The sequence below is a fragment of the Pseudomonas sp. TH31 genome (genome assembly GCF_016650815.1).
GTDB lineage: Bacteria > Pseudomonadota > Gammaproteobacteria > Pseudomonadales > Pseudomonadaceae > Aquipseudomonas.
The window spans coordinates 37,547-51,014 of sequence record NZ_JAEKEZ010000035.1; the positions used below are offsets into that span (position 1 = coordinate 37,547).

Genomic DNA, 13,468 nt, shown 5'->3' on the forward strand with positions numbered 1-13,468 from the left:
GTTCTATTCCTCACAGGCCTGCGTGGGCGGCGATGGCGGCAGCGATGGCCAGGGCCAGCTCTTCGGGTTTGCGCTTGATCGAGTAGTTGGTCAGTTCAGGGTGGCTTTCAACGAAGCTGGTGTTGAACTGGCCGCTACGGAATTCCGGGTTGCGCAGGATTTCCTGGTAGTACGCGGCGGTGGTCTTGACCCCTTGCAGACGCATGTCGTCGAGGGCGCGCAAGCCACGGTCCATCGCCTCTTCCCAGGTCAACGCCCACACCACCAGTTTCAGGCACATGGAGTCGTAGAACGGCGGAATGGTGTAGCCGGTGTAGATCGCCGTGTCGGTCCGCACGCCGGGGCCACCGGGTGCGTAGTAACGGGTGATCTTGCCGAAGCTCGGCAGGAAGTTGTTTTTCGGGTCTTCGGCGTTGATCCGGAATTGCAGCGCGAAACCACGGTGCTGGATGTCTTCCTGTTTCACCGAAAGCGGCAGGCCGGACGCGATGCGGATCTGCTCACGCACAATGTCGATACCGGTGATTTCTTCGGTGATGGTGTGTTCCACCTGCACCTGGGTGTTCATCTCCATGAAGTACACCTCACCCTCGGCGAGCAGGAACTCCACGGTACCGGCGTTCTCGTAACCCACAGCCTTGGCCGCACGCACCGACAGGTCGCCGATGTAGGCGCGCTGCTCCGGGGTCAGTTGCGGGCTCGGGGCAATCTCGATCAGCTTCTGGTTACGGCGCTGGATCGAGCAATCACGCTCGAACAGATGCACGACGTTGCCAAAGCTGTCGCCGAGGATCTGCGCTTCGATGTGCTTCGGATTGACGATGCATTTTTCCAGGAACACTTCCGCCGAACCAAAGGCCTTGGTTGCTTCGGAAATAACCCGTGGAAAAGCTTGTTCGAGATCTTCGCGGCTGTCGCAGCGACGGATACCACGACCACCACCACCGGAGGTGGCCTTGAGCATGACCGGATAACCGATACGGTCGCCTTCGACCAAGGCTTCGGCGATGTCCGCGACGTTGCCTTCGGTGCCCGGCGTGACCGGCACACCGGCCTTGATCATGCTGCGACGTGCTTCTGTCTTGTCGCCCATGCGGCGAATGACTTCAGCCGATGGACCAATAAACTTGATGCCGCGCTCTGCGCAGATATCTGCCAGTTCAGCGTTTTCCGAGAGAAATCCGTAGCCGGGATGCAACGCATCACAACCGGTTTCCACCGCCAGGTTCACCAATTTTCGCGCATTCAGATAACCGGCCAGTGGCTCGGCACCAATGCTGTGGGCCTCATCCGCACGCTTGACATGCAAGGCATGGCGGTCGGCGTCGGAATAGATCGCGACCGAGCGAATGCCCATCTCGGCGCAGGCACGCACGATGCGTACGGCAATCTCACCACGGTTGGCGATCAGGATCTTTGTTATCACTTGGAGGTTCCCTTGAGCCGGTGGTACCCACGACCTGCTAGACCAGGTCGACGCGTGACTAAATGTTTCAATTTAGTCGCAGCCCCACACTAGCCCCCATGAGGGATTAACAAAAATGATTAATAATTGGGTCAGGCATAAGTAAAGACTTATAGTTGATTCACCGGCCCGTGGTGAGAGCACCTATAAAATGCGTAAGTCCTTGATGCGTATGACATTACGTCAATTACAGATCTTCAATGAAGTCTGTGATTTGAGGTCCTACAGCCGCGCGGCTGATGAAATGTCCCTTACACAACCTGCCGTGAGCCTACAGATTCGTCAACTCGAGGAGCTGATTGGCCAGCCTTTGTTCGATTACGTCGGCAAAAAACTCTACATGACCGAGGCGGCCGAAGCCCTTCAACGCGCCAGCCGGGACATTTTCGGGCGCCTGGAAAACCTCGACATGCAGCTATCGGACATGCAGGGCTCGCTGCAGGGCCAACTGAAACTCGCGGTGGAGTCCAGTGCCAAGTATTTCGTGCCGCACTTGTTTGCCGCGTTCAAGCGCCAGCACCCGGAAGTGAACCTGCACCTGACCGTCGTGAATCGCGGCCAGGTCATCCGGCGCCTGTCGGACAACCGCGATGACCTGGTCATCATGTCGATGGTGCCGCAGGACATGGGCCTGGAGTTCCTGCCGTTCCTTAATAATCCGATCGTGGCCGTGGCGCCACCGGATCATCCGCTGTGCCACATGGGGCCACTGCGCTTGCAGGATCTGGAGCCTTACACGCTGCTGATGCGCGAACCAGGGTCCGGTACGCGGATGGCGTGCGAAGAGTATTTCAAAGAGAAGCGCGTGCACTTCACACAGACCCAGGAGGTCGCGTCGGCTGAAGCCCAGCGTGAGTGCGTACTGGCCGGCCTGGGCGTCGCGCTGTTGACGCGCCACGCCCTGAACCTGGAGTTGGCGACCGGCGGACTCATTGAGCTGCCGGTCGAAGAGCTGCCGCTGTATCGCAGCTGGTGCCTGGTGCAGGCCAAGGCTAAACGCCTGTCACCGGTGGCTCACGCGTTCCTTGCGTTTATCCGCAGCGAGCGGGTGCAGATCAGCGCGCTGGTTGAGCGTTTCGACGGGAAGCTACGGGAGCTGCCTGCCAATAGTTAAGTTCCAGCTCATCAGGAAAATCGCCAATCTCGGCTAGAAGCTGACGACGTTCGCAGCGATCTTCGATAGCGCGGCGAAATTCCATGCGACGCTGGTCTTCTTGCTGACGACGGGTTTTCAGGGCGCTGTTGCGTTCTTCGTAGGGCTGGGCCATTTCGAGTCTCCCAAGGCGAGTACGGGAGTTACACGATGAACGCGGGGGATGACGGTTTGGCGGCGGGCGGGTTACAGGGATGTGAATATTGGCGGGTTATGCAGGCAGCCCAAAAGCAAAGATCGTCCGAACGCGGGCCGCGTTCGGACGATCTTTTGATCTTAGTCGTCCAGCGCTTTCACCGACTTGGGCGACAGCCGCAGGCTACGAAGGCTGCGCTTGACGCTCTTGAGGTGGTTAACCAGGCTCGGCCCACGTGCCATGGCCACGCCCATGGCCAATACGTCGATCACCACCAGGTGAGCGATCCGCGAGGTCAACGGCGTGTAGATTTCGGTATCTTCGTGCACGTCAATCGCCAGGTTGACGGTCGACAGCTCGGCCAGCGGCGTCTGGCTCGGGCACAGGGTGATCAACGAGGCGCCGCTTTCACGCACCAGGTTGGCCGTGATCAACAAATCCTTGGAACGCCCGGACTGGGAAATACAGATTGCCACGTCGGTCGGCTTCAACGTTACCGCCGACATTGCCTGCATATGCGGGTCGGAATAGGCCGCTGCAGTCAGCAGCAATCGGAAGAATTTGTGCTGGGCGTCAGCCGCCACTGCACCCGACGCGCCAAAGCCATAGAACTCGACGCGCTGGGCCTGAGACATGAGCGACACCGCCCGCTGCAACTCGACCGGATCAAGCTTCTCGCGAACCTCCATCAACGTGTGCAACGTGGTGTCGAAGATTTTCAGGCTGTAGTCAGCGACCGAATCGTCTTCATGAATCGCGAACTGCCCGAAGCTCGCTCCGGCCGCCAGGCTCTGTGCCAGCTTCAGCTTCAAGTCCTGGAAACCGGAACAACCGATGGCGCGGCAAAAGCGCACGATGGTCGGCTCGCTGATGCCCACACTGTGGGCCAGGTCGGCCATGGAGCTGTGCATCACCGCCGCAGGATCAAGTAGCACATGGTCGGCGACCTTGAGCTCCGACTTGCGTAACAGGTGGCGTGACTGGGCGATGTGTTGCAGCAGATTCAAAGGGGTCGACTCTTTGTTATTGGCAGGTGCCGGGGATGTAGCACGCTTGTAGTTATACTACATGAATCGGCTTTTTGCCTGCTCAATGCGTAACTCGATGTCCCCATTCCACACGTCATACACCCCATGTAGCACCTTTGGCCCTCGTAGCAGCTGGCGCAGCCTGCGTTTGGTTCGGACCGCGTTCGGACGCAGCAGTCGTAAACCTGAGCAGCGGATTTTCCTGTTAAACCACGTAACGCCCATTCACGACTGCTTCGTCCGAACGCGGCCCGAACCAAACGCAGCCTTCGGCAGCGGCTACAGGAGATTCGTGTCGTGACGCAGGAGCTCAGCCAGATCGGCGGCTTCCACCGGCCGACTGATCAAATAACCCTGCACTTCATCGCAGTGCTCGGCCTTCAAAAACGCCAGTTGCTCTTCTCGCTCCACACCTTCAGCCACGACCTTCAGCGACAAGCCGTGAGCCATCGCGATGATCGCCCGGGTGATCGCCGCATCCTCACCGCCCTCCCCCACCCCACGGATAAACGCCTGATCGATCTTCACGTAATCCACCGGAATGCGCTTGAGGTAGCTCAGCGACGAATACCCGGTGCCAAAATCGTCGATCGCCAGCTTTACGCCCAGATCGCGCAACTGCTGGAAGGTCGCGATGATGTGTTCGACGCTGTCCAGCAACTGGCTTTCGGTGAGTTCCAGTTCCAGGTAATGCGGCGCCAGGCCTGTCTCCTCAAGCACCTGACGCACCAGGCTGACCAGTTTGCCCTGACGCAACTGATGCACCGACAGATTGACCGACACGCGGATCGGCTCAAGCCCCTGTCGCTGCCACTCGCAGGCTTGCCAGCAGGCCTGACGCAACACGAACTCGCCAATCGGGCCAATCAGCCCGATTTCCTCGGCCAGCCCGATGAAATCCCCCGGCGGCACCCGGCCCATGGTCGGATGGTCCCAGCGCACCAGGGCTTCGGCAGCATTCAGCCGGCCGGAGGCGAGGCACAGCTTCGGCTGGTAAAACACCTTTAGCTGCTTTTCTTCGATGGCTTTGCGCAGTTGGTTTTCCAGCTGAAAACGCTCAAGGGTGCTGGCTTGCAGGCTGTCGGTGTAGAACTGGAAGTTGTTGCCGCCCAAATGTTTGGCATGTTGCATGGCCATGTTCGACTGACTGACCAACGCGGAAATTTCTCGCGCGTTGTCCGGCAACATGCTGATGCCCATGGACGCGCTGACCACCAGCTCATGGCCGTCGATCGTTATTGGCAAGCGCAGCTTGGTCGACAAGCGAGTCGCCACCCGTGCCAGGCTCGACAGGTTGCCGTAGGCATCGAATAGCACGGCGAACTCATCGCCGGAGAGCCGTGCAATGGTGTCCGCCTCGGGCAACGCATTGACCAGTCGCCGAGCCATTTTCTGCAACAACTGGTCGGCAACTTCATGGCCAAGACTGTCATTGAGCAACTTGAAACGATCGAGATTGATGTGCAGCAGTGCCAGACTGCGCCGGCCGCCCTGACGCACTCGCAGATGGGCCTCGCGCAACCGTTCGCGGAACAGCGAGCGGTTGGCCAGGCCCGTGAGTTCGTCGTAACGGGTCAGGTAGCGCATGCGTTCTTCGGATTCGCGCCGGGCGGAAAGATCGGCGAAGAAGCCGACAATATGACTGACCTTTCCCCGGGAGTCGCGCACAGCATTCAGTTGCAGCCACTGCGGATAGAGCTCGCCGTTCTTGCGGGTTTCCACCAGCTCGCCTTGCCAACTGCCCTGTTGCTCCAGCGCCTGATGAATGGTCGTGTAGTGCCGGCGGGCATCCCGGCTGCAAGGCAACTCGACGACATTACGTCCGAGCATGTCTTCGATGTCGTAGCCAGTCACCCGGCTGAAGGCTTGGTTAATGGCGATCAGCGCGTAATTCGGGTCGAAGATCACAATGCCTTCGCTGGCCGCTTCGAACACCGTCGCCGCCAGTTGCCGTTGCTCCTCCTGGACTTTGCTGGCACTGATGTCGCGGCGGGTGCCAACCATACGGATCACCCGGCCATTTTCACTTCGCTCCACCGCCCGGCCACGGTCTTCGATCCAGACCCAATGGCCGTCGCCATGCCGCACGCGGTATTCGATCTGATAATCCTCGGTGCGACCCTTCAAGTGCTCGACCAGCGCGCGTTTGAGGGACGGTACGTCGTCAGGGTGCAGCCGCGGCCGCAGATGGCTGAGCATGGCAGTCACGTACTCCGGCGCCAGGCCGAACAGTTCCTGAATCTGGGTGTGATGGACCTCATCGGTTTGCAGGTTCCAGTCCCACAGCCCCAGTTCGCTGGCCTTCAGTGCCAACGCTAGACGGGCTTCGCTCTTGCTCAAGGCTTGGGTGGCGGCGCTGAGCTCATGACCGCGCTCGGCAACGCGATTTTCCAGTTCGACCTGGGCTTCACGCAATTCGTCTTCGGCGCGGCGGCGCTGGTCGATTTCCTTGGCCAGTTCATGATTGAGTTGGTCGCCCTGGCTTTGAGCGAGCTGCAAATGCTCGATCAACGCCTGATTCTGGAAGCGCCGCAACAAGCCGCGATCAATCAGCCGATTGACCTGCCAGGCCACCACGCTCAACGCCCCCAGCAGAATCAGCCCGAACCAGCCCCACCCATGCTGTTGTTCATCGCCGCCCCAAAACATATAGCCAATGGCCGGCAGCAGACAGGGTAGGGTAAAGGAGAGAAACGCCGGCAGGCTGACCGCGTAGGCCACGCTGGCCGAGAGTGCCGCAGCGCCGATCAGGCCGAACACCCAGGCTTGCTGGATAAACGTGTCGGCGGGCACCAGGGCAATGCCGGCACCAGCAAGGGTCAGGCCCGTCATGGCCGAGCCCAGCAAAAACATACGAATCCAGATCGGATGGGCCTGACGATTGGGAATCGCCGAATCAAAGGCTGCCACTTGGATCACGCGCAGCGCCACCAGCGACAACAACCAGACCAGCCAGATGCTGACCAGGAAATAGCGCTGCGGGCTCCAGAGCAAACCGGCGCAGACCAGACCGTTGATCAGCATGAACAGCGTCGGCAACAGCGAGCCCTGGTAAAGCAGGCGCGTGCGTTCGACCGCCATTTCCATGGCGTACTGTTTGCGGATGACCCGGGCTCCACAGAAGGGCCCGACAGGTCGGTGCTGAGGGTCATAGGCAATTTTCTTGTTCTTATAATGAGCGTGGTGAGCCCGAATTGTGCACGGAGCATACACAAGCAATGGCCGGGACCAAACTGCCCCGGATCATAAAATCGACAAAATTCCGCTCTCCGGTTACCCCCTCAAAACCCTGGGAACGAGCCCCGCCCACGCCTGCAGCCAGTGACCGACCGGTCGTCCTCCCTTCATCTTTCATCGGCTAAATCAAAGCGGGGTTTGCCCGGTGTGGCGCTGCCCCCTAGAATGCCCCGATGCGCGATGATCTCTCCCTTCTGCTGAACTCCCTCAACGATGCCCAACGCCAGGCCGTAGCTGCCTCCGTGGGTCGTCAGTTGGTCCTGGCCGGTGCTGGTTCCGGTAAAACCCGAGTGCTGGTGCACCGTATCGCCTGGTTGATCCAGGTCGAAAACGCCTCGCCCCACTCGATCCTGTCGGTGACTTTCACCAACAAGGCCGCTGCCGAGATGCGTCATCGCATCGAGCAGTTGATGGGTATCAACCCGGCCGGCATGTGGGTCGGCACCTTCCACGGCCTGGCGCACCGCTTGCTGCGGGCGCACTGGCAGGAAGCCGGGCTGAGCCAGACTTTCCAGATTCTCGACAGCGACGACCAGCAGCGGCTGGTCAAGCGGGTGATCCGCGAGCTGGGCCTGGATGAGCAACGGTGGCCGGTCCGTCAGGCCCAGTGGTTCATCAACGGGCAGAAAGACGAAGGCCTGCGTCCGCAACACATTCAAGCCAGTGGCGACCTGTTCCTGGCGACCATGCGCAGCATTTATGAAGCCTACGAGGCCGCGTGCCTGCGCGCCGGCGTTATCGACTTCTCCGAACTGCTGTTGCGTGCCCTCGACCTGTGGCGCGATAACCGGGTTTGCTGGCGCATTATCAAAAGCGCTTCCGGCACATTCTGGTGGACGAGTTCCAGGACACCAACGCCGTGCAGTACGCCTGGTTGCGGCTGCTGGCCAAGGGCGGCGACAGCCTGATGGTGGTCGGCGACGACGACCAGTCGATCTACGGCTGGCGCGGGGCGAAAATCGAGAACATCTATCAGTACTCCGACGACTTCCCGGATGCTGAAACCATTCGTCTGGAGCAGAACTACCGTTCCACCGCCGGCATCCTCAAGGCTGCCAACGCCCTGATCGCCAACAACACCGGGCGCATGGGAAAAGAGCTGTGGACCGATGGCGGCGAAGGCGAAGCGATCAACCTGTATGCCGCATTCAACGAACACGATGAAGCACGCTACGTGGTGGAAACCATCGAAAGCGCGCTGAAAACCGGCTTGGCTCGCAGCGATATCGCGATTTTGTACCGCTCCAACGCCCAATCGCGCGTGTTGGAAGAAGCCTTGCTGCGCGAGCGCATTCCGTACCGCATCTATGGCGGTCAGCGCTTCTTCGAACGGGCGGAAATCAAAAACGCCATGGCCTACCTGCGTTTGCTGGAAGGTCGTGGCAACGATGCAGCGCTGGAGCGGGTGATCAACGTACCGGCCCGCGGCATTGGCGAAAAAACTGTCGAAGCGATTCGCGACCACGCGCGTCATAGCGATGTGTCGATGTGGGAAGCCATGCGTTTGCTGGTTGCCAACAAAGGCCTGACCGGTCGTGCTGCGGGCGCCTTGGGTGGATTTATCGAGCTGATCGAGAACCTCGCCGCCAAGTGCATGGACATGCCACTGCACCTGATGACCCAGACGGTCATCGAGCAGTCCGGGCTGATCGCTTATCACGAAGCGGAAAAAGGCGAGAAGGGCCAGGCCCGGGTAGAAAACCTTGAGGAACTGGTCAGCGCTGCGCGCAATTTCGAGAACGCCGAAGAAGAAGACGAGGACCTGACGCCTCTAGCGGCGTTCCTCGGCCACGCGTCCCTGGAAGCCGGCGACACTCAGGCCGACGAGCACGAAGACAGCATTCAACTGATGACCCTGCACAGCGCCAAAGGCCTTGAGTTCCCTTACGTGTTCCTGGTGGGCATGGAAGAAGGTCTGTTCCCGCACAAGATGAGCCTGGAAGAACCCGGCCGTCTTGAAGAGGAACGCCGCCTGGCCTACGTCGGCATCACTCGGGCCATGCAGAACCTGGTCATGACCTACGCTGAAACGCGACGCCTGTACGGCAGCGAGACCTACAACAAGGTCTCGCGTTTCGTACGTGAAGTGCCAAAAGGCCTGATTCAGGAAGTGCGGCTGTCCAACAGCGTCAGCCGTCCGTTCGGCGGTGGCCAGCAGCAGAGTTCCAGCAGTTTGTTTGGCGGCAGCGAAATCCCGGACACCGGCTTCAGCCTCGGCCAGGCCGTTCGGCATTCGGTGTTTGGCGACGGCGTGATCCTGAACTTCGAAGGCGCCGGGGCCCAGGCTCGGGTGCAGGTGAATTTTGGCGAAGGCAGCAAGTGGCTGATGCTTGGCTATGCCAAGCTGGAAGCCATATAAGGCTAAAAAGATCGCAGGCTTCGCCAGCTCCTACGGGGTTCGCATATACCTGTAGGAGCTGCCGAAGGCTGCGATCTTTTCCAAGGCCACCTCTCTTCTCTTGAAGGACGACAATGCTCATGGGCTCAGGCTTCTTTTCTTCCTGGACATTCTGGGCCCTGTTGTCAGCGGCATTCGCCGCCATGACGGCGATTTTCGCGAAGATCGGCATCGAAAACGTCAACTCCGACTTCGCCACCCTCCTGCGCACCATTGTGGTGTTGGTCAGCCTGGCCTTGATTTTGTACGCCACGGGCCAATATCAGTCATTAGGATCGATCTCTGCCAAGAGTTACCTGTTCCTGCTGCTATCGGGACTGGCAACCGGTGCCTCATGGATTTGCTACTTCCGCGCGCTGAAACTCGGCCCGGCCTCGCTGGTCGCTCCGGTGGACAAGCTCAGCGTGGTACTGGTGGCCGTCCTCGGCGTGATCCTGCTGGACGAGAAGCTCGACCTGCGCCAATGGGGCGGTATCGGTCTGATCACAGCCGGAGTGGTCATGCTGGCGTTGCGACGCTGAGCAAACTTCCGGCAGAACCTATCCACTTTTCCTACAGACAAAAGTACATGGCCTTCTTGCCCCGACTTAGCTGAACGCAACCTGTCAGGCAAAAGCCCGAAACACTCTGCCGCTAGCCAGTGTCACTTCAGCTGTGCAACATGGCGCGCGTGCCATCCACAAATGGGAATTCCCTTTATGAAACGTTTTCTTAGCATCGCCATGGCGCTGTGCATCGGCCTGACGATGAGCCTCGACGCCAACGCCAAGCGCTTTGGTGGCGGCAAAAGCGTCGGCGCTGCGCCGACCCACCAAACCAGCCAAATGGCCCCTTCTTCCGCCGCGGGCGGCGCTGCGGCGACCGCTGGTGCTGCCGGTGCCGCGGGCGCTGCGGCCAAGGCCGGCGGTGCTTCGCGCTGGCTCGGTCCTCTGGCCGGTATCGCTGCCGGTGGCCTGCTGGCCTCCATGTTCATGGGTGGCGGCTTCCAGGGCATGCAAATCTTCGACATCCTGATCATGGCGGTCATCGCCTTCCTGATCTTCCGCTTCATCGCCGCCCGTCGCCGCAAGCAACAGGAGCACCTGGCTCCGGCTGGCGCGCCGATGCAGCGTGAAGTGTTCGAGAACCAGCCTGCCGGCGGTTCGATCTTCGGCGGTTCGGCTGCACCTGCTGCCGCTCGTCCGGTGATCAATGCTCCGGCCTGGTTCAATGAACAGAGCTTCATCGAAGCAGCCCGCAACCACTTCCAGTCCCTTCAGCAGCACTGGGACGCCAATGAAATGGACAAGATTGCCGAGTTCGTGACCCCGCAAATGCTGGAGTTCCTCAAGCGCGAGCGTGCCGATCTGGGCGAAAGCTTCCAGTCCACCTACATTGATAACCTCCAGGTACAACTGGACGGCGTGGATGATCGGGCGGACAAGACTATCGCCACCCTGACCTTCAGTGGTGTGTCGAAGACTTCGCGTTTCGACCAGGGCGAAGTGTTCAGCGAAAGCTGGAACATGGAACGTCCGCAGGGCGAAAACCAGCCTTGGCTGGTCGCCGGTATCCGCCAGAACGGCTGAACCGACGCGCGTTAAACCTGTCGCAATATTGGCGCAATCAAAACCCCGGCCTCGGCCGGGGTTTTCTATTTCGCGGTTGCATCTATAGCGAGCTACTGTATAAACCGCCCCAACTAAACCGCGCCATCAAGCAAGAGGATCCCGGACGTGGAAGAAATCATCGAACAACTGCGTGAAGCCAACGAACCGGTACCGGTCCCCTTGGAGTTGCCCGACGAAGATCAGATCGTGGAAATCGAAGAACAACTGTTCATCGACATTCCGTTTGTCTTCAGAGAATTTTTGCTGACCGTCAGTGATGTGGTCTACGGTAGCCTGGAGCCGGTGACTGTCACCGACCCGCAATCCCACACCTACCTGCCGGACGTTGCCGCCAACGCCTGGGACGCTGGCGTTGATCGCAGCATGATCCCGATCTGCCAGGACGGTGACGACTACTACCTGGTTGAAGAAGACGGCACCGTGGTGCTGTGGCAGGCCGAAGAAGAGCTGATCGCCGAAGAAACCTGGGAATCGGTGTGGCACTGGGCGCGGGACGTCTGGCTGGAAAGCTGATCGAGCCTGACCTCTACCCGTAGCAGCTGCCGAAGGCTGCTACAGGGCAACGTTAATGCCCGGACGGGTCCTTGTGGTTGTCCAGGGTTTCCAGCAATGCCACCTGCATGCGTGTGTGCACCCGGATGAACCAGCGCCAGAGCAGCGCCGCCACGGCGGCCGCGACGACGGCGATCAGTACCAGCAACTTGTTGGTCGGCAGAATACTGGCCGACAAGGCTGCCAGCAGCAGGAAAATCACCAGCAGCGAGAGGATCGGGATCACTTCGGCGATCACCCGACGTACTCGCTGCGTGTGGCGGCCCGCCATCTCTGGCTTCACACCCATTTCTGCCAATAGCATCGACAGTGCCTTGAGCTTGCGATAGGCCGCGATCAGGAACGGCAGCGACAACAGCAACGCCCCACCCCAGATCAACGCTTTCTGCCAACTCGGGTCACTGATCCAGCCTTGCAGGTAGGCCGACATGCGCTCGGCGAAAAACGCGCCCGAGAAGAAAATCGCGATCACCAGCGCCAAATTTACGCCTACCTGCAACAGAATCCGCCGAATCATCGACGCCAGCAGCGCGCCCTCGCCGTGTGGCTGAATGCTGCGCAGCCATTCGCCATACATCCCCAGCACGCGGCTCAGGCGCCGCGGCATGACCGCCGCCAGCTTGATCGACAGTGGGTCGGCCGCGCGGATCAGGTATGGCGTCAACAGCGTGGTCAGGACCGAGACCGCCACGGCCACCGGATAAAGGAAGTTGCTGGTGACCTGCAAGGTCATGCCCAGCGCGGCGATGATGAAGGAAAATTCGCCAATCTGCGAAAGCCCCATCCCGACCCGCAGTGAAGTGCGTCCGTCATTACCGGCGATAAAGGCGCCGAGGCCACAGGACAACATCTTGCCCAGCACCACCGCCACGGTGATTACCGCAATTGGCCAGGCGTATTGCAGCAGGATCATAGGGTCGAGCATAAGCCCGATGGCGACGAAGAAGATCGCGCTGAACAGATCACGAACCGGCTCGATCAGTCGCTCAATCTTCAACAACTGCCGGGACTCGGCCATGATCGCGCCAATCAGGAAGGCCCCGAGGACCATGCTGTATTCAAGCTTGACCACCAGTAGGCAAAAGCCGAAACACAGGCCCAGCACGGTGATCAGCAGCATTTCATTGCTTTCGAATTTGGCCACGTAGGCCAACAGCCGCGGCACCAACAAGATGCCGATGACCAGTGCAACGATCATGAACAGCGAGAGCTTGCCGACGGTCGAGAACACTTCGCCGGAACTGACCGTACCGCTGACTGCGATACTCGACAGCAAGGCGATGATGCCGATGCCGAGGATGTCTTCGACAATCAGCACACCGAAGATCAACTGGGCGAAGCGCTCGTTCTTCATCTTCAAGTCGTTGAGGGCCTTGACGATGATGGTGGTCGAGGAAATCGCCAGGATCGCCCCCAGGAACAGCGAATCCATGGTATTCCAGTCAAACCAGCGACCGATTTCGTAGCCGATCCAGATCATCAGCACGATTTCCAGGAACGCCGCGATAAACGCCGTGGCTCCGACCTTGAACAGCTTGCGCAGGCTGAACTCCAGGCCCAGGCAAAACATCAGGAAAATCACCCCCAGCTCGGCGAGGGTCTTGATGGTTTGTTCATCGTGGATCAGGCCGAACGGCGGCGTGTGCGGGCCGATAATGAAACCGGCGACGATATAACCGAGAACCACCGGTTGTTTGAAACGATGAAAGAGCACGGTCACCACGCCCGCGACCAACATGATCACTGCCAAATCCTGAATGAAGCTGATGGCATGCATGGTATGGCGCTCCTTGAGTGTTAGTGCTCAAACGACAGACGCAGGAAAGGTCTGTTGAACCAGAGTAAAAATCTGCTTATGGCGTAGGAATTGCCTTTGGGATGGGCTTTTG

The 13,468-nt window shown here is 59.6% G+C and carries 8 protein-coding genes and 2 pseudogenes; 5 read left to right on the plus strand and 5 right to left on the minus strand.

Annotated features, from left to right (window positions below):
* Window positions 1–10 precede the first annotated feature (10 nt).
* Window positions 11–1,426, minus strand: coding sequence for an acetyl-CoA carboxylase biotin carboxylase subunit (locus JFV26_RS30145; protein ID WP_201190618.1), 1,416 nt, complete (start codon window positions 1,424–1,426; stop codon window positions 11–13).
* 190 nt (window positions 1,427–1,616) lie between these two features.
* Here JFV26_RS30145 and JFV26_RS30150 point away from each other — a divergent pair, with 190 nt between their 5' ends.
* Window positions 1,617–2,579 (plus strand): LysR family transcriptional regulator, encoded by a 963-nt coding sequence (locus JFV26_RS30150; RefSeq protein WP_201190620.1) that lies wholly within the window; start codon window positions 1,617–1,619, stop codon window positions 2,577–2,579.
* On the opposite strand, the gene JFV26_RS30155 is transcribed toward JFV26_RS30150, so the two are convergent.
* From JFV26_RS30155 to JFV26_RS30165, 3 genes and pseudogenes are all read right to left on the minus strand, one after another.
* Window positions 2,521–2,733: a PA3496 family putative envelope integrity protein gene (locus JFV26_RS30155; RefSeq protein ID WP_201190622.1), complete on the minus strand. Its 213-nt coding sequence runs from the start codon at window positions 2,731–2,733 to the stop codon at window positions 2,521–2,523. The two genes, JFV26_RS30150 and JFV26_RS30155, sit on opposite strands and share 59 nt — an antisense overlap.
* Window positions 2,734–2,894: 161 nt before the next feature.
* Window positions 2,895–3,761 (minus strand): transcriptional regulator HexR, encoded by an 867-nt coding sequence (hexR, locus tag JFV26_RS30160; RefSeq protein WP_008027445.1) that lies wholly within the window; start codon window positions 3,759–3,761, stop codon window positions 2,895–2,897.
* Window positions 3,762–4,061: 300 nt separating this feature from the next.
* Window positions 4,062–6,934, minus strand: a pseudogene (locus tag JFV26_RS30165) (EAL domain-containing protein).
* A 258-nt stretch (window positions 6,935–7,192) separates the two neighbouring features.
* Between JFV26_RS30165 and uvrD the strand changes: the two are divergent.
* The 4 genes and pseudogenes from uvrD to JFV26_RS30185 all read left to right on the plus strand — a co-directional run bounded on the left by uvrD (window position 7,193) and on the right by JFV26_RS30185 (window position 11,540).
* Window positions 7,193–9,378: pseudogene (uvrD, locus tag JFV26_RS30170) on the plus strand (DNA helicase II).
* Between the two features lie 119 nt (window positions 9,379–9,497).
* A complete protein-coding gene (locus JFV26_RS30175) occupies window positions 9,498–9,938 on the plus strand; it encodes an EamA family transporter (RefSeq protein WP_201190686.1) in 441 nt (146 codons plus the stop codon).
* Between the two features lie 177 nt (window positions 9,939–10,115).
* Entirely contained in the window at window positions 10,116–10,985 is an 870-nt protein-coding gene (locus tag JFV26_RS30180) for a Tim44 domain-containing protein (RefSeq protein WP_201190624.1), read from the plus strand.
* 147 nt (window positions 10,986–11,132) lie between these two features.
* Window positions 11,133–11,540 (plus strand): SMI1/KNR4 family protein, encoded by a 408-nt coding sequence (locus JFV26_RS30185; RefSeq protein ID WP_007943369.1) that lies wholly within the window; start codon window positions 11,133–11,135, stop codon window positions 11,538–11,540.
* 52 nt (window positions 11,541–11,592) lie between these two features.
* Here JFV26_RS30185 and JFV26_RS30190 read toward each other — a convergent pair whose 3' ends face one another.
* Window positions 11,593–13,356: a cation:proton antiporter gene (locus JFV26_RS30190; protein WP_201190626.1), complete on the minus strand. Its 1,764-nt coding sequence runs from the start codon at window positions 13,354–13,356 to the stop codon at window positions 11,593–11,595.
* Between the last annotated feature and the right edge of the window lie 112 nt (window positions 13,357–13,468).